This is a genomic window from Halomonas rhizosphaerae (genome assembly GCF_030010555.1).
Classification (GTDB): Bacteria; Pseudomonadota; Gammaproteobacteria; order Pseudomonadales; family Halomonadaceae; genus Halomonas; species Halomonas rhizosphaerae.
Map to the genome: position 1 here is coordinate 20,346 of NZ_JASCQP010000028.1, position 20,163 is coordinate 40,508.

The following is a 20,163-nucleotide window of genomic DNA, read 5'->3' on the forward strand; positions in this document are numbered from 1 at the left end:
CAGGTGGAGCGTCTATATCGCCGTCAGTCGAAGAGGCTGCTGACTTGGTCTTGGGTCGGGAATCCAGGCTGTATGGGGTTGGTCTCGGCATGTAATCGGAAGGCGCAAGGATAGCCTCGTTCAATGAATGTCGGATCCTGTACATTGTCGAAGCGTGCCCCACATGCGATCCGAATGCCCTTCTGAGCGCCAAAGCCGGTTCGGTGGATCAAGAGACCAGAGAAGATTACTACGTCTCCGCGCTCAAGCTCGATTGAAACGAATTCGTCTTCGTCCAGCAGGTTCGGATCAATCGGAATAACGGCGCCTCTCGGATTGGCGTTGTTACGGTCGCCCGGCAGTACCCCTCTTTTGTGACTGCCGGGAATCACTTCAAGTGGGTAGAAATCCCTGCCCACATCCATCAACGGAGCCCAGAGTCCGATCTGATCCAGGCTTCCCTGGGCCGAAGCCCAGTCCTGGTGAGCAGCCCAGCCAAAATACCCACCGGGGATCTTCAAGTCGTCGGCGACGAGATGGATCGCCACGCCGCAGGGTAAGGCTAACACCTTCCAGCCCAGGTCCCTCAGTATTGTCAAGACCTTCTCGTGCATAGTCAGCGCGTAGACTGACTGAAACCGACTGGCCAACCTTAGAATGCTGAGGTACAAATCGAGGTCTTCTTCAAGGACACGCCGCAGGTACTTCACAAGACATATATTGTCCGCTTCTCGGTTGCATGTAAGTTTGTGCCAGTCCGTGATCTGCGTAACGGATAGCCGTATATCGTCGAGGACTCTGTTGGTAACATCATCGGGGAGAAGGCCTTTGATTACGACATAGCCGTTCTTTTTGTAAGAGGTTTTCAGGGTCTCGGTGTTCATTTTGCTCTTCCTCGCATCTGCGGTACCCCTATACGACTCGACGAGCCGACAGATCAATAAAAAGATCTCACCGGATGAATCGAAATCCCTCTGTCCAGTGATAGGCATCAGAATGTGCTTGGTGCCCGTGCAATCCCAGTGTGCTATTAATTAGCATGCTTCAAGATACAGTTCGTCTACATAACTGACGAAACGACAACGTAAGCTTACAAATTGACTGTATTAGCAGGTTCGCGGTTTTCCTGCGTCGCCACGGGTGATACGTGACATGCAGAAAAGGCGGGAAGCGATGGAGGGGAATCAGTAGAGCAGGTGTGACCTGAGCATGACCCGCGACTTAGTCAGAGGACTGATCAGGCATCGGGTCGGACTCATACCCAGCGGTAGAGTGTCGACCGGCCGGCGCACAGGTGTCCTGCTTGAAGGGTGAACAATGCAGTGAGAATGAGCGTTTCATGCACTGGCTCGACTGCCCGAGGAGCGGGTGCGCGGCCGCTAATCCCGAGGAGGCCTACTGCAACGTGGTGGCGCATTTCCTGCAGTGGCGCCCTACCGGCCATCGAGACATCGGTGGTCGTCACCTTCAATGCCTATCTGCGCGATGATCTATCCGATCGGTAGCCCCGTGGGGGCGACTGCTCGATCAGGCCAAATCGGGATGAAACGTCGAAGCACCTGAACAAGCCAGGGCAACTGTTCGAGCCACAGACGGACATACGGCCCGCCCGGTTGTTCGGGCCTGCTCATCGGCGCCTGCCGCCACATCACCTGATTGTTCTCCCCGGAGCCGACCCGTTCGCCGGCCTGTCGATATTCGGCCGCTGGGCATGAGTCCGGCCTGATGATTGATCAGTCCTCTGACTGAGTCATGCATGATGCCCTGGACACACCTGCATTACTGACCCCCCTCCATCGCTTCCCGCCTTTTCTGCATGTCACGTATCACCCGTGGCGATGCAGGAAAACCGCGATCTGACTGAACAGTCACTTTGTAAGCTTACGTTATCAATTCGCCGGCTATGTAGACGAATTGTATCTCGAAGCATGCTAATTAATAGCGCGCTGGGATAGGACGGGCACCAAGCAACTTCTGATGCGCTATCCGACTGCAAGGACTCTGGGGCGTTGCCAGGCGGCACCCTCGGGGCGGTAGCGTGGCCTGAAAAAAATAGCGGGGGATATCGTGATGATCATGCATGCGGTGCACATGGAAGAAGAAGAGGCAACCATCGGCTCAGGGCATGGCTCTCCATGGCGGAACGGGGCCGGGCTGATCGCCATCCTGGCGGCCCTGCTGCTGCTCGGGGGCTGTGCCATGGCGCCTGGCGGCCATATCGACGAGGACAAGGTCGGTGAGTCCCTGGACGAACGGGTCGATCTCGAGCCGATCACGCCTCAACTTGTGGCCGCCATGGCATCCCCGCAGGAGGCAATGGCACGAGCAATGCCCGGTGAGACCCGCCGCGAGATACGCGATTACCAGTATCGCCTGGGGCCGGGAGACGTATTGAGCATCATCGTCTATGACCATCCGGAACTGACGATACCGGCGGGGTCGGAGCGAGATGCAGAGGACACCGGCAACCGGGTCCAACCGGATGGCACCATGTTCTACCCCTATGTGGGGCGCATGCAGGTAGCGGGCAGGACCCTGGAGGAGGTGCGGCGGTTGCTGACCAGTCGCCTGTCGAACGTGATCACCGACCCGCAGGTGGAGGTCAACATTGCCGCCTTCCGCTCCCAGAAGGTCTACGTGACCGGCGCCGTGGAAAACCCCGGGACCCTGCCGATCTCTATCGAGCCGCTGACCGTACTGGATGCCATCAGCCAGTCGGGGGGGGCGACCCCGACGGCGGACTGGCACGGCATGACACTGGTCAGGGATGGCCGGGAGCATCGCATCTCGCTCTATGAGCTATTGCGGCAGGGCGACCAGAGCGGTAATCGTTTACTGCGTGATGGCGACCTCCTCCATGTACCCACGGCAGACAACCATAACGTGGTGGTGCTGGGACAGGTGAATCGCCCCGGTGCCATTCCTCTGGGCAACGATCGCATCAACCTGACCGATGCCCTCGCCAGGGCAGGGGGCGTCAACGAGAGCCGTGCCGAGCCCTCCGGAATCTTCGTGGTGCGCGGGCATGATCCTGAGAGCCAGAAGCTGGCCACCGTCTATCAGCTCGACATCAGTGACGCTACGCGACTGATGCTGGGGACACGCTTCCCGCTTCAGGCGCAGGACGTGGTCTATGTGACCTCGGCGCCGCTGGCTCGCTGGAACAACGTGATCAGCCTGCTACTGCCATCCGTCACCCTGCCGGGTGACATCGGTTCTTCCGTCGACGATGCAGGCAGCCTGTGATCATGTCGGTCAGTGCATGGCTCGAAGCGCTGGTGCGGCTGCCGCGCCGCATCAAGCGCCAGTTGCTTAGGGTGGCGGATACGCTGCTGGTGGGCATGGCCATGCTCATGGCCATCCTGCTGGTTGGCGACGCCCAGACCTTGCTGGATGGGCAGACCGCTGCAGTGACCGTGCCGGTGGTGCTGGCCGCGCCGCTGTGCTTCGAGCCATTGGGCATCTATCGAGTGGTGCTGCGCTACATGAACCGGCGCGTGATTCAGGCCATGATAGCTGGGATAACTTTTGTCTCCGCTGGCCTGGTCCTGCTGAATCTGATCCTGGGGCAGCCCCTTGCCATGCGCGTGGTGCCGGTATTCGCCATCCTGGCGCTGGCAGGAATCGGTGGTCTGCGGATGATGCTCCAAGAGCTCTATCAACTGAGCTGCCGGACCAAGCGCAAGCCGGTGGTCATCTTCGGCGCTGGAGCGGCGGGCTGTGAGCTGGCGCGTGCGTTGCAGCAGGGTGGACACTACTGGCCGCGCGCTTTCGTGGATGACTGGCGGGGGCTCCAGGGTTCCCTCGTGGAAGGATTGCGGGTCCATCCGCCTGCGGAGTTGGCCGGGCTGGTTGAGCGGCTGGATGTCGAGCTGGTCCTGCTGGCGATTCCCAGTGCGCCAAGATGCCGACGCCGGGAGATTCTCGAGGACCTCGCCGAGCTCTCTATTCCGGTGCAGACCATACCGGGGACGGAGGACCTGGTGTCTGGGCGAGCGCTCGTCAACGAGACCCGCGACGTGGCCGTCGAGGACCTGCTCGGCCGCGAGCCCGTGCCGCCTTTCCCCGATCTCATGGCCCAGAACATCAGAGGCAAGGTCGTCCTGGTGACCGGCGCCGGCGGATCGATCGGCTCGGAGCTGTGCCGCCAGATCCTGTGGCAGGAGCCAAGACGCCTGGTACTGGTCGACAGCTGCGAGTTCGCCCTCTACTCCATCGAGCAGGAGCTGCTGTCCTCCACCGCGAACAGCGCCAAGCCCGTGTGCCGAGCGGCACTGCTGTCGATCCAGCAGCAGGGCTGCCTCGAGGCCCTGATGCGCCGCGAGGGCGTACAGACGCTCTATCATGCCGCCGCCTACAAGCACGTTCCGCTGGTGGAGAGCAACCTGATCGAGGGTATCCGCAACAACGTGTTCGGCACCCTGGGCCTGGTGAAAGCCGCCGTGGCAGCCGGCGTGGAGAGTTTCGTGATGGTCTCCACCGACAAGGCGGTGCGTCCCAGCAACGTCATGGGGGCGACCAAGCGACTCACCGAGCTGATCTGCCAGGCCTTCGCCAGCCGTTATCCGGAGGAGGTGGCGACTCGCCTGTGCATGGTGCGCTTCGGCAACGTGTTGGGCTCCAGTGGCTCGGTGGTGCCTCGATTCCGTGAGCAGATTGCCCGAGGAGGTCCGGTGGAGGTGACCCATGCGGAAATCACGCGCTATTTCATGACCATTCCCGAGGCGGCACAGCTGGTGATCCAGGCCGGGGCCATGGGGGAGGCCGGCGAGGTCTTCGTGCTGGACATGGGCGAGCCCGTGCGTATCGCGGACCTGGCCATGAGCATGATCCGGCTCTCCGGGCTGGAAGTGAAGAGCGCGGAAAATCCGGGGGGCGATATCGAGATTCGCTACACAGGCCTCAGGCCTGGCGAGAAGCTCTACGAGGAACTGATGATAGGCGATGATGCCCGCCGCACGCGCCATCCCCGGATCCTCACCACTCGTGAGCGTTACTGGCCCTGGGAACGATTGGAGCCCTTCCTGGGACTGTTGGAGGAGGCGGTAGAGAGCAGCGAAGAGCAGAGAGTCATTACCTTTCTTAGACAGGCGCCTCTGGACTATCGGCCCGGTCCGCCAATGCCCATTGACGTGATTGAGGCTCAGGAATCCTTGCAGGTGGAAGCGGCATCTGTTCTCGGTACGGCGGAAGGTGGAGATGAGGCGTGGCGTCGCGTGAGTCATGCCGCCAGATCACGGATGTAGGATTGTAGGACTCGAACAGGGGTAAACGACATTAAGGCCTCTAGGTTTTGACAGAAAAAGAAGCCGAGAGACATCCCTGACTCGGGATATAACGACGGAAAGTTACGCATGGGGAGAGTCACATGAATCAATCAACAGCACCATTTGACGTCGACGGCTCTGACGTCAAATACGATGAAATAAGCTCATATATAAGTTCCATCGAGACCGTCGGTTACGCCTATGTACCGCAGGCATTTAGCCAGTCTGAAATATCCGAAGCCAAAGAGCTAGTACGATATTGGTTCGAAAAAACGCAATCGGAACAATCGGAGAGGATGCCACGCCTCAATCGCAACCAATCGATGGTATACAACCTTCAGAACAAGGACATGCTGTTCACCCGCATGATGATGGGTAATGAGATCATCCAGACCGTGCTGAAGCACTTCCTCAACGACTACTGGTTCAGTTCTCTGCCCTCTGATGCTCCCAACTACATACTTAGATCATTTCTAGCGCGCAGCAGCAATCATCAAATGCCGATGCATATCGACTCTTTCGTACCCTACACCGGGTCGCATCCCTTTATCATGCAATGCTCCATCTTGCTGGAAGACCAAACCGAGGAAAACGGTTGTACAGTAATCGTTCCAGGGTCACATCGTTCAGACAGATACGCACCACAAGAGTCGTTCGAAGATGCTATCTCCATCGAAGCAAAGGCTGGGGACCTGCTGTTCTGGGACAGTCGCATATGGCATGGCGCACGAGAAAATCGTACCAATGGAACTCGCTGGGCGATGATCGCTACCTTCTGTCGATGGTGGATCAAACAGGCCTTCGATATCCCCGGGAATCTGCCACAAGAAATATATGACCAACTCACTGACGGCCAGAAAGCAGTCATGGGCTACTGTTCGGTACCGTATGATGATGAGAAATGCGGAATCGACATGAAGAGAAGTTTCGATATGCTTCCAAAGCGAGTTGGCGACTATAAAATTTGAAAGATGGCTTCGTTGAAAAGGATGGATGATCAATGAAATCGCTTGATATAGGTGATGTTCGCGATCTGATTGCGAAGGCTGATGCTACGGAGCTCTCGCCCGATGTATATCGAGAAGTGGGTTTCTTTATCGTGCGTGGAGTGATACCTCAGAATACCATCAAAGAATGGCAAGATGAATGGGGCCACTTTTACGAAGAGAAGCTTTTGAATCAACGAACCGTGGACCCATTCAATCCAGTCCATGTGCATGAAGCGCTTCCTCCAGTTCTGGCTGAGATTCACAAATGTCCAGAGTTGTTGGATGTCATGCAAGATCTTTATCCTGATCTAGCACTATTCATGCAACGTTTCGTGATCAAGGATCGCAGAAGCCGTACGCCCGTCTTTGTGCACAATGATTTTAGTTATGACTATGGTTGGCCAGAAAAGACGACAGTCTTCGTTCCGCTGAGTGTGTCCAATAAAGATAATGGTGGTATATCTTTTTACCCCGGTACTCACCATTTCGGGTATCTGGGGGATGCAGGTGAAGTCAATACGGAGATCATCGGCCCCGATTGGCCTCTTGTATGCCCATCGTTGGAGCCTGGCGATATAGCCCTATGTCATACTTGCACTTGGCATTGCTCACCGCCGCATGGTGGCGGGCCAGACAGGGTATTGGTTCAGGTAACATTCCAACCATCGAGTGACCCCAGCAGCACGGAGTTGCTGAGAGGGGAATGGAAAGCCCGCTATCGCCTGAGCGAAATGCCACGCGAAAAATTCTTTGTGCGCTCTCGATCAACCAGGTTACGTGAACTCCAGGCTCAAGTGAATCGTTTCGAAGAGACTCATTCCATGGATAGAAAAACACCCGTATGACTATGGGTTACTTGCATCCACTATATGCGGAATCGTTCAAGGAATTTGGCGATCCCCACGCGCTGAAGCACAGCGGAGGGTGGGCGCTCGAACGCGCGATTCCGAATACTGACCGCTACGATGCCATGGGACTCTATCCGCTCTTCTGCTGCAGCAACTGGTCCGAACTGCATCGAGACCTGGAGGCTCAAAGGGGGCGGTGGGTTTCTATCGCACTCGTTACCGATCCATTCGGTGACTATGACCAGGTGATGCTCGAAAAGACCTTCGATGTCGTCATGCCCTACAAGGACCACTATGTAGCAGACACAAGCGTGCCGTTGGAAAAGTTTGTATCGAAGTCGCATCGCAGCAATGCACGGCGTGCGCTGCGAAAGCTGGACGTTGAGGTATGCACGAACCCGGCATCTTATGTTGACGACTGGATAAAACTGTACGGGGTATTGGCACAGAAGCATGATATCCAGGGCCTAACTGCCTTTTCGCGTTCCGCTTTTGAAAAACAACTGCAAGTTCCCGGTATGGTAATGTTTAGGGCTGTACACAATGGCGAAACGGTAGGACTGGATCTGTGGTATGTCCAGAACGATGTGGCTCAAGGCCATTTGGTTGCCTTTAATGATCAAGGGTATGCACTGAGTGCCTCATATGCCACAAAGTGGACAATGCTGAACTATTTTTCTGACAAGGTTAGATGGATCAACTTGGGGGGGCTGCCAGGCACTGGGGAGGAGTCTTCCAGTGGCCTGGGACACTTCAAGAGCGGATGGGCGAACACGACGAGAAAAGTCTATTTCTGTGGGCGAATTCTTGATCGGCAGGCCTATGACAGTTTGATCAAGGGGTCTTCAAGGACGACGTTTTTTCCGGCGTATCGGGTGGGGGTGGCGAATGAGCAATAACAATCCACGGTTTATCTTTGTCGTATCAACCGCTGGCTCCATCATGAATCAAGTGTTGGAGATCCCGGCCATACGAGCGGTCACGCATTCAGTGGTGGCGGACCAGCCGTGTCCAGCAGTCAATAAAGCGAGAAAGTATGGCGTGCCTGTTACCGTCCTCGATGAAGGATCCAATGAAGCATTCAGTGATCGGCTTGATGAATATCTGGAACGCCACAAAATCGACTACATTCTTTCCTTCTACACGCAATTCTATGCTGAAACGCTACGTGATAAATTGCAGGATAGAATAATAAACTTCCATCCATCATTGCTGCCGGCATTTAAAGGAATGGATGGTTTTGGGGATGGTATGGCCTATCATACCAAGATTATCGGCACGACAGTGGAGTTTATTAAGGACGTGATGGATGAGGGCAAGATTATTATGCAATCTTCATGCGTTGTTGACCCTGGCCTAACCAAGGAGGCTATGCGCCACCGGATATTCGTGCAGCAATGCAAGACCCTCATACAGGTAGTCCAGTGGATTACAGAAGACCGACTAAGTGTTCAAGGAAACAATATCACTATTAGAGGTGCATCCTACCAGGACGCAGAGTTTTCACCGAGCCTAGAAGCACAAGAGGCAATCAATCTCGAGATTTCCGAGCCCGAACCCCATACATTGACGACGAATCCCGAGGCGTTGACGTAGGATGCGGGCGAAAATTCCAGTAAGCGTGATCATTGCGTTACCCATATTGTTGGTGACTCTGTACACAGTGCGTTCCCATAGCTCCGATCCTATGCCGACTCTTGAAACCATGGTCCAGATGCGTGATGGAGTTGAACTATATACCAGGGTCTGGCTGCCCAAGAAATCTCCTGAGGGCGCTCGATTGCCTGTGGTGTTGACTCGTGGTTATCGAGCGGGTAGGGCAGAGGACGCAGCAGAATTCACGTCGAATGGTTACGCCTATGTGGGGCAAGCGACACGAGGCCATGCACCATCCGAGGGTGAGCTAAATCGATTCTTTAATGATGCTGAAGATGGTTATGACACCTTGACATGGATCAGCAATCAGGATTGGAATGATGGCAACATTGCGATGTATGGGCGTTCATATTGGGGAGCCACTCAATGGTTGGTGGCGCCAGAACAACATCCCAACTTGAAGGCGATTATTCCGCAAGGCATTAATGCAGATCTCTGGCAGTGCGTGTACCGATGCTATGGGGCTCTAACATTGGCCATGACTGCATCAGGGCGCGCATATCAAGATTCCAAGCAGGCGAGTCGCTATGGATGGAAGGAATTGTATAATTACCTACCACTCATCGATCTAGACTTGGAAGTATCTAAGACCAGGAACCGCCTATGGCGAGATTATGTTAGCCATTCAAAATTTGATGATTTTTGGAAAGAGATCAGCCTGAAGGGGAAGTACCATCGAGTAAAAATACCGGTATTCATGATGTCGGGCTGGTATGATTATTACGCTGGAGCAGCGTTCGAGAATTACAAATCGTTGAGAGAAAGTGGACATGTTTCGGATATTCGCATCGCAATCAACCCTTCAGACCATGTAAATCGTGTGGTCGGTGACAGGAGTTTCGGTCACAACGCGTCGAAAAACGATATCAAACTGGCAATTGACTGGTTGGATCATGTCATCAAGAAAATCGATAATGGCATTGAAGAACAACCTCCTATCCAGATATTTACCATGGGCGTCAACGAGTGGCGTTTCATAGACGAGTGGCCGCTACCGAATACGGAATTTACCCCGTTCTATTTACGCAGCCCTGATGGCTCGAGATTGGGCAGGCTGGATACGACTCCACCCGAAAACGAGGCACCGAGCACTTTCATATACGATCCAGAAGACCCCGTTCCGACACTCGGTGGCAATCATTCCTTCTTGGGAAAAGATCATCCGGAATTGATCCGGGTCGGCGCTGTCGATCAGCGGCCAAACGAGAAACGTGACGACGTACTGGTCTTCACAAGTGATCCTCTCGAAATGGATCTCGAAGTGACAGGGCCTATCGAGATTGTCCTCTATGCAGCGAGTTCTGCCAAGGATACAGACTTTACTGCAAAGTTGATTGATGTTTATCCGGATGGAACAGCTTATAATTTGACAGAAGGTATAATACGGGCGAGGTTCAGAAATTCTATATGGGAAGAGCCGAAGCTATTGGTTCCAGGCAAGATATATAGCTACACGTTGAAACTTCAGCCGACGAGCAATGTCTTCCTCCGCGGTCATCGTATCCGTGTCCATATCACAAGCAGTAATTTCCCACTCTGGGACCGTAACCCTAATACAGGAAATGAGCAGGGTATAGACGACGAGCTGCGTGTTGCAGAGCAAACTATATATCACAGTAGTGAATATCCTTCGCGTATCATTCTTCCCTTGATACCCAAATAATCTAGATAGTACATACGGCTTGTTGCGTTTATATCAGTACCGTGATTTTCAAGACGGTGTCAGGGAACGCAGCCCACGTAGACACTCGCTCTTATAATCCCTTGAAAAATCTTGTCTATACTCTCTCTGACTGGCCGGTTTTCATAGGTGAGATAAATTATAATGGTGAAGAGCTGGCAACTACCTATGATTCTCTATAACAACTATAGTTCTGGAGAATAACCATTGCACCTGATCTTGCCCACAGGCGCTTCGATCTGATGCTTTAGTATCGGCCCTTTTGGGTATCTTTGGAAAGCAAACCTTCCGAGTTAAAGGCATGTGATGAAAGCGTCTATATCCAATTTCTTATACAATAGGGCTGGTTTCAATGCCTATCGATGTGGAAAGCCAGTTACTCACCCTTTCCTGATCGATCTCGTTGGTCCACCAGGCATAGGTAAATCGCACCTGATCCAATCCTTGATAAATAGATCAATCTTACATTCGTCGCGGCTCAATTTCGATAAAAGAATAACGGTATGTTCATCAAGGGCACGCCTGCTTTCCATGGCGGCGTGCCAATCGAACGACATCAACGTGCTGCAAAGGAAGGCGACCAAGATACTTTATGATCTCAACATGTCGAATTATCCATCAATGGTGTTGGTCGATGAAGGACTAAGCCACCATTTTACAAATGAGCTTTGTGTGCTTTCAAGGGATAATCCGACTGACTTCAATGTGATCATGGATAATCGCGCCGTCATTAATCTTACGGCAACTGCGGAGACTATCAATAGTCGTATTCGGTATAGAAAAAAAACAGCTGGAAGAATGTTGCCTTGCCACCGAGGAAAGTCGAATGATGAGTTATTATCGTTTAATATACAAGTGATGCAGGGGCGTGCAACCTTGGCACGACTGATGGAAGATAGTGGCCTTCCGGCGCTGACCATTGATATGGAAACCGACGTAACTTTCATAATAGATAAGATAAAAAGATTTATGCTCGAGCTTCAGGATAGTCCAAGTATAAAAAAGTCATGCATTGATTCTTGAGGCTGAATATTAAGTTGATGCGCCGACACGTTTTTATACTGTTTTCACCAGTGGCTTCTGTTGTTTGTTTAATGATGAGGTAAATAGGCGTGAAGCTGAAAAGCGAAAAGGAAATAATAGAGACATGGGACGGCGACATCTTTCAGCCGCGCGTAAGCATCTTATGCATGACATATAACCATGCTGACTATATAGCGAGAGCCATTGAATCCTTTTTATGCCAAGACTTGGGGGCACCATTTGAAATCATCATTCACGATGATGCCTCAAGCGATGTAACCAGTGATATTATTAGAGAGTATAAGGCGCTGTATCCCCGCATCATAAAAACCATTATCCAAGAAGAAAATCAGCTTTCAAGAGGAGTCGTGATTTTCGGTGCTATGAGAAAAATGGCAATTGGTAAATATCTTGCTTATTGCGAGGGGGATGATTACTGGACAGATCCTCAGAAGTTAAAGATACAGACTCAGTATCTCGATAGACATCCAGAGATTTCTGTTACGGCACACGATTCTTGCTCTGTCGATACTGATGGAAATGTACTGAGGCACTCAAGGACGCTGAGGAAGCATCACCGAGATTACACGGCTGAAGAAATGGCAACTGGAAAGGCGTGGATGCTCAACCTGACACTTGTCTTCAGAAATATTGATTTCGGTGAAATTCCTGAAATGGGAAAGATAGTAAATAACGACAAGTTTCTTGTCTCTCTTTTGGGAAATTATGGAGGTAGCCACTTTCACCCTGAGATCCAGCCAGCGTGCCATACAGTGCATTCAGGAGGTATGTGGAGTGGTCTGGATTTGGTTTCAAGATCAGACGAGCAGATAAACTCCTGGTTTTGGATATATAAATATTACAAAAGAATAGGAAAGAATGATTATGCTGAAGCCTTCTGGAATATGTATCTAAGAAAGGTCTTTTCTCAATCCTCTCGTTCCACTTTATGTAAAGAGTTTTTGATTAGAGCTCTTTTCCTGCGCGAGATGCTTGCAATAGGAAGAAGGAAGAAAAGGTTAGCGAGTGAAAAAAATAAACAAAGGTAATTATCTAACATTTGTATTGGTTATCATTGTCTTTCTAGGCGGCAATTGATCAATCAAGGCACTAGAAGGCGTAGCACATGGACAATACAATCAATATGCCAGTCTCGCATCGGTATTTTTTTTTCCGAATAATCATACTGTCTTTTCCGCCGGCCATAATAGCTATGGTGGCGGTTGCTGATGCAAGGGTTGGCGCGATAGCAGGATTTCTTTTGGCAGTATTTGTTGCGGCCATCTCACCAGTATATGCCTTTCCTGTCTTATTGATTGGTGCTGCGCTCAACAATATTGAGTTTATATTTGGGCTCCAATTTGGATGGATTCTGATCGCGGGTTGCGCATTAGGGGCGGTGATTTATACTCTTCTGGATCGCAACAACTTGCGTATTGATGCCAGTGTCATGTTGCTCATCTTAACCTTTACCATTCTCGAAGTGAGTATCGGCATTATAGGGGGTGATGGCCGACTTGATCGGTTGGCTGCATTACTTGCAGTGCTAGTGTTCATCGGCATTTTGGCAAGTTCAAATCCGCATGTTGCGATGGAGCGATACTTTAATAATGACTTGATGAGAGCACTAATTTACTTGGTTGGTTGCGTGGGTATCATCCTCGTGTTTGTGACTCTTAGTATGCTGTCCTCACAAGAATTTCGTTTGTCTCGGGCTGGTGAGCTTGGTCTATCGATTGGTGATACCGAATCCTCACCGCGCTCCCTTTCAAATATACTGGGGATTGTTGTCGTCACCTGTATGTCTGGTGTCATTTCTGTTCCAGGAAAGGCTCTTGACAAACTTGCCTGGGGAGCTATGGGGATTGCAGCTTTAGTAGGCATGTTCTACACAGGCTCGCGAATGCCTGCGATCGCCGCGTCTTTTGGCATCGCATTAGCTGTAGTTGTACAGTTATTCTTTTTTGGGAGAAAGTTGCGAGCCAGTACCATTATCTGGACCGTTACTGGCATCACCGTGGTCGTTCTTCTTGCCATGCTCATGGCGGCTCACGGCCCCGGCCTTCTGCCTTTTATTGACTCTGGCGTTTCCAATTTCCGTCTATTCCGTATCCCTTCTATTGAGTCAAATACTAGACTCGATATGTGGGGAAATCACTTCAATAATGTCAGCGTCGCCCAACTGTTAATGGGTAGTGGTATTGGAAGTATGGGAAACCCCCATTCACTTATTGTTGGAGCATTGGGAGCTTTTGGAATTGTGGGAATCGGGGTACTTGGTTATTTTATATTTACGCTCGCTTTACAATCCATGAAGGTTCGTTCCACAGTAGCTATTACTACTCTTGCTTATACGCTGCTCGCTCTCTCGTCTTCTTCAGATATTGATAAATCCTATTTTTGGGTCATGAGTACGGTAGTAATTCTATCTATCCGACTCTCGCGTGCTCAAGATGTCATCAGCTGATGCGTAAAGACCGTTGAGGTAATTGTCATGTCGAAAACTCTGGGTGTGATTTATCTTGCCTTGGGGAGGCCTTATTTAGCCATGGCTCTGTTGTCGGCAAAAAGTGTGGTTGATAGTAATCCATATATACCTTTCACAATAGTGACCAATGTGAAAACAGAACCATCACAGGTCGAATTCTTCCGCCATGATCATGATAGCTGGATATATGTTGATGCTGATGTGAATGATAACAGGAACTTGAAAACCAATATATTGAGCTATAGTGAATATGAGAAGACGATCTTCCTGGATTGTGACACAGTTGTCATGGGAGATCTTTCGATGGCCAACATTATACTAGAGTACTTCGATATCTGTCTCAGGTTAAATCGCTATCCACAAAAAAGAAAAGGAAAAGGGGATGTTCGTGTTCTGGGAAACCACAGGGTAGGTGATTTCCCTCACTGGAACAGTGGAGTAATGCTTATAAGAAACACTGACCAGGCTATACAATTTTTTAAAAGTTGGAATGCCAATTATTTCCAGCTCGGTAACAAATATGACCAGGTAGCGTTAGTTCCAACCATTTTCGAAACTGGGGCTCGTGTTCTTTCCCTCGAAGAAAGGTGGAATGCCACCGATCCAGGGGTCGGAAGAGGTAAGTGGAGGAAAGATACCATCGTATACCATTATGCCACAAATATTTGTGATCATCTTTTTAACAAGATACTGGAGTGTGATCGGCTTATTGATTCTGATGAAGGATTTGCCAATGAGACTCGTTGTTTCTTACAAAAAAAGAGGAGGCTGAAAAAGTCTAAAATGAACCTTTTGAAGTTTTTCTCAATAAACGTGATGTGGCGCTTCTCCTCTCCTGTAAAGTTGTAATCGTCAAAGATGGACCCCTTGATGAGCTGTATAATCGAGTTTACGGGTAAGCCAGGTTCAGGCAAGTCACATGCAAGCATGGCTTTGTTGAACAGTACACTTATTCTGTTTCCTGAGAAGCAAGTAAAGGCTTTGTTTTCCTCAGAACATGCGGGTTCTGGGCGTTTTATGAAAATTGGCGTTCTATGCTATACGCTGAGCTTTCATTTTACACGTTTTTTCAGTGTTTATTACCAGCTGGCGAAGGCATTGGCTGACAGCAGTAAATACAGATTTATATCAAGCTTCGTAAATGCTCTCTATCTTGACTTTAGATTAAGGAATGCTCTTAGAAAATATGATGTGGTGATTCTTGATCAAGGATTTATCCAGCTGTGTTGGGCCAATCTAGATCAGAAAAATTTAGAAAGGATAAAGTCAGTCTTGATTGATCTTTATAGTCCCTACATGAGGCACCGGCTTGTACAGGTACATGTTGTGGCTTCTCGTGAAATTTTTGAATCCGGACTCCAGATGCGTAAAGATTTGATCGATGGCGCCGGCTATCGGTTCAAGAATCTCGATAACGGGCTAATGAAAAGGCTGACCGAAGCTACTGTTGATAACAATAAATTCTCTGCAATTGAAATATTTAATGACGTAGACGGAGAGGTCGATATTGTTGATGTTATAGCGTCTATCAATGAATACGTTCATGATAAATAATTGTAGTGGAGTTGTATGCTAGAAGACAACGGGAGTGGTGGAAAATGATGAAAAAGAATAGTGGGTTGCCTGTGGTCGTAACAGCAATAACCTCGCAAGGTAGTGCCACGCTCGTACGTGGACAGTTGAATTATTTAAAGGACAATGGTTTCGATCCGGTCCTGCTTTCCTCTCCTGGCGAGAGTGTCAGAAAGCTGGCTTCATCTGAGGGAATCAGACTCTATGAAATTCCCATGGTGCGCGACCCTAGTCCTCTTAAAGATATTGTTTCCCTTGTTCGTATTATTTTTCTTTTTATACGGATCCGCCCAGATATTGTTAATGCAGGGACTCCCAAGGCCGGCTTCTTGTGTATGGTAGCGTCGTATGTCTGTCGTGTTCGTGGGAGAATTTACACAATACGAGGGTTTCGCCATGAGTCCCTGTCAGGCATCCCTTGCGCTATCATGAAACGTGTTGAGAAAATCTCTTGCTTCCTTGCGACGCAGGTAGTTTGTATCAGCGCTAGCGTTGGTGAAAAGGGATTAGAAGATGGAATATTGCAACCAGGGCAATACAAGTTGAATGGGATTGGGAGTAGTAATGGTATTAATTTAAATAGATTTGATCCATGCCGAACCGATTTGACGCCCGTGAATGATTTGAAAAAACAATTTGGAGTGAAAGCAGATGACTTTGTCATTGGCTTCGTTGGCAGGCTCATTGACCGAAAGGGCGTTGATGAACTCGTTGAGGCTTTCTCAGGAATCAAGGTATCACACCCTAGAGCAAAATTGCTCTTGATAGGTCCTACCGAACGGCAGCAGTGTGTTTCAGAGTTGACCATGCAGCGTATAGAATCTGATGAGGATATTATCAGTTTGGGGTTTGTAAAAGATATCGAGAATTACTATCGCATGATGGACCTCCTTGTCTTACCCGCGCATTGGGAGGGATTTGGTAATGTTCTGATCGAGGCGGCTGCGATGGGTGTACCTACAGTGACTTGTGACGTCACAGGCACCAAGGATGCTGTATCTGATGGATTCAATGGAACGCTCGTGCCAGTGAAGAACGTTGGTGCATTAGCCAGCGCGATAACTGACTACATTGTTGATGATGATTTGAGAAAAATGCATGGTAAAAATGGGACGGTTTGGGCGAAGAAATTCAGTAATGTCGTCGTGTGGTCTGGTCTGGTGAATCTTTATCGTTCGATGCTTATATACGATACTCAATGAGCGTTGAGGCTAACATATTTCTATCAAGTGGTTTGAATCTCATGTGTTTGATTCTTCTGGATTTTTTAGTTTCATCGCAGTTTGGCGTGGATCCTGCCAGCAGGAGGTCACGGCTTGACGCTGCGACTCCCCTTTTACCTGCCGCCCACGCTATTAGATGGAAAAGTGCATCCTTCACACAGTCAATATGCAGCATGATTTTTTGCGATATTGAGTATGAAGAAAATGGTATACGCAAAGGCCAGGATTTCTTGTAAGATTATGTGTACATTGTAGTGATATGTATCTTTATGAAGTTACAGGTTACAAAACTACAATGGGTGCCATCTCCTTTCTACTCTGAGGTGGCGTGGTCAAACGGAAGGCTCTATCGCCTCCCCAACACCCGGCATTGCATACTATTATGAAATACTTGATAACAGGCGGTGCGGGTTTCATCGGTTCGGCTTTGGTTCGCCATATCATCACCAATACGCCGAACCAGGTGGTTAACGTCGATAAGTTGACTTATGCCGGGAACCTGGAATCTTTGCTTGGGGTGTCGCAGAGCTCAAATTATGCATTTGAACAAGTGGATATTTGTGATGCCAATAAGTTAACGGCCATTTTTTCACGGTATCAACCGGATGTTGTGATGCACCTGGCAGCCGAGAGTCATGTCGATCGTTCCATTGATGGACCCAGGGCCTTCGTCGACACCAATATCACTGGTACCTATACCTTACTAGAGGTATCAAGACGTTACTGGTCTGACCTGTCCATTACCCGGCAGAAGGCTTTCAGGTTTCTGCATGTCTCTACCGATGAGGTTTTTGGGGATCTGGGCAGTTGCACCGAAAGGTTCACGGAAGAGACGCGCTATGCTCCCAGCTCGCCTTATGCTGCCAGTAAGGCGAGTGCGGACCATCTTGTTCGTGCCTGGCGACGTACGTATGGTTTGCCCACGTTGGTGACAAACTGTTCCAACAACTATGGTCCTTACCATTATCCCGAGAAAATGATCCCCTTGATGATATTGAATGCTCTGGAAAGGAAGCCATTGCCAATTTATGGAGAGGGCCTTCAGGTCAGGGACTGGCTGTATGTTGAAGATCATGCTCGTGCTCTGCATTTGGTTGCAGAAAAGGGGATGCTTGGCGAAACCTATAATATCGGTGGAAGCAGCGAAAGGACAAATATTGATGTGGTGAGGACTCTCTGTACCCTGTTGGATGAATTACGCCCCGCTGAAAATTCATACCATGATCTCATTACTCATGTACTCGATCGTCCGGGGCATGACCAACGCTACGCGATTGATGCTGGGAGGATTAGAAGAGAACTGGGGTGGACGCCTCAAGAGACTTTTGAAAGCGGTATTCGCAAGACAGTCGAGTGGTTTCTCGACAATCTTGACTGGTGCAGGAAGGTTCAGGATGGCGGCTATCAACGAGATCGTCTAGGCATACCGGGTTGGGAGGTCGCATGAGCATTAGGGGCATCATTCTGGCGGGAGGATCCGGTACACGGCTCTATCCCATCACGTTGGGTATCTCCAAGCAGCTGCTGCCTATCTACGATAAACCAATGATCTACTATCCGTTGTCTGTACTCATGCTGGCAGGTATCCAGGACATTCTGATCATTACTACGCCGGATGAGCAATATTGTTTCCAAAGGCTTCTTGGCGATGGAAGTCAGTTCGGTATTAATTTGACGTATGCTGCTCAGCCTAGCCCGGATGGATTAGCTCAGGCATTCATCATCGGGGAGACATTCATCGGAAACGACAGAGTATGCTTGGCCCTTGGGGATAATATTTTCTATGGTCCGGGATTTTCCCCGGTACTAAGGGAAGCTGCAGAGCGTGAGGAGGGCGCAACGGTATTCGGTTACCTTGTTAAGGATCCTGAGCGCTTTGGAGTTGTGGAGTTCGATGATCATAAACGAGCCGTATCCATTGAAGAAAAGCCGAAAAATCCGAGATCACGCTTTGCCGTCACCGGTCTTTATTTTTATGACAACGAGGTGATCGAGCTTGCCAAGCAGGTCGAGCCTTCTTCCCGTGGTGAGTTGGAAATCACTAGTATAAACCAGGCATACCTGGAGAATAAAAAGCTGAAAGTTGAAGTTCTTGGGCGTGGGTTTGCTTGGCTAGATACCGGTACTCATGAGAGTCTGCTCGAAGCGTCACAGTTTGTCGAAACAATAGAAAAGCGGCAAGGTTACAAGATTGCATGCCTTGAAGAGATTGCTTTCAATAACGGTTGGCTTACAGTCAATGATCTATCGAAAACTGCAAGTGATCTTTCCAAGAACGGTTATGGGAAATACCTTCTCGATTTGGTGAGAGAGCTATGATTCCTGTCTCGCGGCCCTATCTTCCCGATCGTTCAAGGTTGAATAAATATATCGACAGAATATATTCAAGCTGTTGCTTGACAAATAATGGTGAACTTTTAAAAGAGTTGACCCTCCGCTTGGAAGAATATTTGGGTGTGACCAACCTATTGCTAGTAGGTAATGGCACTCTTGCACTGCAGGTTGCATACCGTGCGCTAGGGTTAGGAAGAGATGGCGAGCGAGCTTCTGAGGCCATTACGACTCCTTTTAGTTTCATCGCTACCAGTAGCTCACTCAAATGGGAGGGAGTCCAGCCTGTCTTCGCCGATATTGACTCTGAAACCTGGTGTCTGGACCCTGGCCAGGTCGAACGGAACATAAATGAAAGAACTGTTGGCTTGGTTCCGGTTCATGTATTCGGCAATGGATGTGACATCGAGGCATTGGACAGAATAGCCAAGCATCATGGTCTCAAAGTGATCTATGATGGTGCTCACGCCTTTGGTGTAAAGTTTAAAGGTCGTAGTATTCTCCAGCATGGTGATGCCACAACCTTGAGTTTTCATGCCACGAAGCTCTTCCACACCATAGAGGGTGGAGCCATCATCTTTCGGCATCGTGACAGCTTGGATAAGGCAAAGCTGATGATCAATTTTGGCTTATCAGAAGATTCGAGTATTGTTTCTCTCGGTATTAACTGCAAGATGAACGAATTTCAGGCGGCCATGGGGCTTTGCGTGCTAGATGACATCGGCACTATTATTGCGTCGCGAATGGAAATCTGCAGCCAATACCAACGATCCCTGGAAGGGTGGGTCGGGTTCCAGCGACATAATCCCAGCTGTACGAAAAACTACGCTTACTTTCCTGTTTTGTTTGATAATGAAGCAGAACTCATCAAAGTGAAAAAGGCCCTTGAGGAGCGTGGTTTCTTCCCGAGAAGATACTTTTATCCCTCTCTAGAATCAGTTTCGCACATTGCAGCTTTCGATACGATACAAGAGAAATCACGAAGGGTTTCTGAACAAGTGCTCTGCTTGCCTGTATTCCCCGGGCTGAGCATGGCTGAAGTCGAACTTGTATGTGAACTAATCAAGAAATGTGTATCAAGAACCTCTTGATGTAATGCTTCGGCG

The 20,163-nt window shown here is 49.8% G+C and carries 17 protein-coding genes; 16 read left to right on the top strand and 1 reads right to left on the bottom strand.

The features are described from left to right. Positions 1 to 23: 23 nt before the first annotated feature. Positions 24 to 863 carry a phytanoyl-CoA dioxygenase family protein gene (locus QLQ83_RS12275; RefSeq protein ID WP_282735811.1) on the bottom strand — a complete coding sequence of 280 codons (840 nt, stop codon included), beginning with the start codon at positions 861 to 863 and terminating at the stop codon, positions 24 to 26. Between the two features lie 1,315 nt (positions 864 to 2,178). Between QLQ83_RS12275 and QLQ83_RS12280 the strand changes: the two genes are divergently transcribed. The 16 genes from QLQ83_RS12280 (at position 2,179) to QLQ83_RS12355 (ending at position 20,148) form a co-directional block, all read left to right on the top strand. Then, positions 2,179 to 3,225, top strand: a complete 1,047-nt coding sequence (locus QLQ83_RS12280) for a polysaccharide export protein (RefSeq protein WP_459382598.1) — start codon at positions 2,179 to 2,181, stop codon at positions 3,223 to 3,225. A 2-nt stretch (positions 3,226 to 3,227) separates the two neighbouring features. Then, positions 3,228 to 5,225, top strand: coding sequence for a polysaccharide biosynthesis protein (locus QLQ83_RS12285; RefSeq protein ID WP_282735813.1), 1,998 nt, complete (start codon positions 3,228 to 3,230; stop codon positions 5,223 to 5,225). Between the two features lie 122 nt (positions 5,226 to 5,347). Then, positions 5,348 to 6,214 (top strand): phytanoyl-CoA dioxygenase family protein, encoded by an 867-nt coding sequence (locus QLQ83_RS12290; protein WP_282735814.1) that lies wholly within the window; start codon positions 5,348 to 5,350, stop codon positions 6,212 to 6,214. A 32-nt stretch (positions 6,215 to 6,246) separates the two neighbouring features. Continuing rightward, the gene (locus tag QLQ83_RS12295; RefSeq protein ID WP_282735815.1) at positions 6,247 to 7,080 is read left to right on the top strand and encodes a phytanoyl-CoA dioxygenase family protein; all 834 of its coding nucleotides are present in this window, start codon (positions 6,247 to 6,249) and stop codon (positions 7,078 to 7,080) included. Continuing rightward, positions 7,077 to 7,982, top strand: coding sequence for a GNAT family N-acetyltransferase (locus QLQ83_RS12300; RefSeq protein WP_282735816.1), 906 nt, complete (start codon positions 7,077 to 7,079; stop codon positions 7,980 to 7,982). The genes QLQ83_RS12295 and QLQ83_RS12300 overlap by 4 nt, the downstream gene beginning before the upstream one ends. Further along, positions 7,972 to 8,679 carry a phosphoribosylglycinamide formyltransferase gene (purN, locus tag QLQ83_RS12305; RefSeq protein ID WP_282735817.1) on the top strand — a complete coding sequence of 236 codons (708 nt, stop codon included), beginning with the start codon at positions 7,972 to 7,974 and terminating at the stop codon, positions 8,677 to 8,679. Before QLQ83_RS12300 ends, purN begins: the two co-directional genes overlap by 11 nt. A 109-nt stretch (positions 8,680 to 8,788) precedes the next feature. Further along, positions 8,789 to 10,402: a CocE/NonD family hydrolase gene (locus QLQ83_RS12310; RefSeq protein WP_282735818.1), complete on the top strand. Its 1,614-nt coding sequence runs from the start codon at positions 8,789 to 8,791 to the stop codon at positions 10,400 to 10,402. A gap of 621 nt (positions 10,403 to 11,023) precedes the next feature. Beyond that, entirely contained in the window at positions 11,024 to 11,443 is a 420-nt protein-coding gene (locus tag QLQ83_RS12315; protein ID WP_282735819.1) for a hypothetical protein, read from the top strand. Between the two features lie 89 nt (positions 11,444 to 11,532). Next, positions 11,533 to 12,492, top strand: a complete 960-nt coding sequence (locus QLQ83_RS12320; RefSeq protein ID WP_282735820.1) for a glycosyltransferase — start codon at positions 11,533 to 11,535, stop codon at positions 12,490 to 12,492. A 77-nt stretch (positions 12,493 to 12,569) separates the two neighbouring features. After that, positions 12,570 to 13,910, top strand: coding sequence for a hypothetical protein (locus tag QLQ83_RS12325; protein WP_282735821.1), 1,341 nt, complete (start codon positions 12,570 to 12,572; stop codon positions 13,908 to 13,910). 27 nt (positions 13,911 to 13,937) lie between these two features. Then, the gene (locus tag QLQ83_RS12330; protein WP_282735822.1) at positions 13,938 to 14,780 is read left to right on the top strand and encodes a putative nucleotide-diphospho-sugar transferase; all 843 of its coding nucleotides are present in this window, start codon (positions 13,938 to 13,940) and stop codon (positions 14,778 to 14,780) included. 21 nt (positions 14,781 to 14,801) lie between these two features. Continuing rightward, positions 14,802 to 15,485, top strand: a complete 684-nt coding sequence (locus tag QLQ83_RS12335) for a hypothetical protein (RefSeq protein ID WP_282735823.1) — start codon at positions 14,802 to 14,804, stop codon at positions 15,483 to 15,485. Positions 15,486 to 15,529: 44 nt separating this feature from the next. Further along, on the top strand, positions 15,530 to 16,705 hold the full coding sequence (locus QLQ83_RS12340; protein ID WP_282735824.1) for a glycosyltransferase family 4 protein: 1,176 nt from the start codon (positions 15,530 to 15,532) through the stop codon (positions 16,703 to 16,705). 403 nt (positions 16,706 to 17,108) lie between these two features. After that, positions 17,109 to 18,173 carry a dTDP-glucose 4,6-dehydratase gene (rfbB, locus tag QLQ83_RS12345; protein ID WP_282735825.1) on the top strand — a complete coding sequence of 355 codons (1,065 nt, stop codon included), beginning with the start codon at positions 17,109 to 17,111 and terminating at the stop codon, positions 18,171 to 18,173. After that, a complete protein-coding gene (rfbA, locus tag QLQ83_RS12350; protein ID WP_326521410.1) occupies positions 18,170 to 19,045 on the top strand; it encodes a glucose-1-phosphate thymidylyltransferase RfbA in 876 nt (291 codons plus the stop codon). Before rfbB ends, rfbA begins: the two co-directional genes overlap by 4 nt. Next, positions 19,042 to 20,148, top strand: a complete 1,107-nt coding sequence (locus QLQ83_RS12355; protein WP_282735826.1) for a DegT/DnrJ/EryC1/StrS family aminotransferase — start codon at positions 19,042 to 19,044, stop codon at positions 20,146 to 20,148. Before rfbA ends, QLQ83_RS12355 begins: the two co-directional genes overlap by 4 nt. The last annotated feature ends 15 nt before the right edge of the window (positions 20,149 to 20,163 follow it).

Excerpts from the sequence above, each read along its gene's own strand:
- QLQ83_RS12275 (WP_282735811.1), bottom strand. The coding sequence starts at position 863 with ATGAACACCGAGACCCTGAAAACCTCTTACAAAAAGAACGGCTATGTC.
- QLQ83_RS12280 (WP_459382598.1), top strand. The coding sequence starts at position 2,179 with ATGGCGCCTGGCGGCCATATCGACGAGGACAAGGTCGGTGAGTCCCTG.
- QLQ83_RS12285 (WP_282735813.1), top strand. The coding sequence starts at position 3,228 with ATGTCGGTCAGTGCATGGCTCGAAGCGCTGGTGCGGCTGCCGCGCCGC.
- QLQ83_RS12290 (WP_282735814.1), top strand. The coding sequence starts at position 5,348 with ATGAATCAATCAACAGCACCATTTGACGTCGACGGCTCTGACGTCAAA.
- QLQ83_RS12295 (WP_282735815.1), top strand. The coding sequence starts at position 6,247 with ATGAAATCGCTTGATATAGGTGATGTTCGCGATCTGATTGCGAAGGCT.
- QLQ83_RS12300 (WP_282735816.1), top strand. The coding sequence starts at position 7,077 with ATGACTATGGGTTACTTGCATCCACTATATGCGGAATCGTTCAAGGAA.
- purN (WP_282735817.1), top strand. The coding sequence starts at position 7,972 with ATGAGCAATAACAATCCACGGTTTATCTTTGTCGTATCAACCGCTGGC.
- QLQ83_RS12310 (WP_282735818.1), top strand. The coding sequence starts at position 8,789 with ATGGTCCAGATGCGTGATGGAGTTGAACTATATACCAGGGTCTGGCTG.
- QLQ83_RS12315 (WP_282735819.1), top strand. The coding sequence starts at position 11,024 with ATGTCGAATTATCCATCAATGGTGTTGGTCGATGAAGGACTAAGCCAC.
- QLQ83_RS12325 (WP_282735821.1), top strand. The coding sequence starts at position 12,570 with ATGGACAATACAATCAATATGCCAGTCTCGCATCGGTATTTTTTTTTC.
- QLQ83_RS12330 (WP_282735822.1), top strand. The coding sequence starts at position 13,938 with ATGTCGAAAACTCTGGGTGTGATTTATCTTGCCTTGGGGAGGCCTTAT.
- QLQ83_RS12335 (WP_282735823.1), top strand. The coding sequence starts at position 14,802 with ATGAGCTGTATAATCGAGTTTACGGGTAAGCCAGGTTCAGGCAAGTCA.
- QLQ83_RS12340 (WP_282735824.1), top strand. The coding sequence starts at position 15,530 with ATGATGAAAAAGAATAGTGGGTTGCCTGTGGTCGTAACAGCAATAACC.
- rfbB (WP_282735825.1), top strand. The coding sequence starts at position 17,109 with ATGAAATACTTGATAACAGGCGGTGCGGGTTTCATCGGTTCGGCTTTG.
- rfbA (WP_326521410.1), top strand. The coding sequence starts at position 18,170 with ATGAGCATTAGGGGCATCATTCTGGCGGGAGGATCCGGTACACGGCTC.
- QLQ83_RS12355 (WP_282735826.1), top strand. The coding sequence starts at position 19,042 with ATGATTCCTGTCTCGCGGCCCTATCTTCCCGATCGTTCAAGGTTGAAT.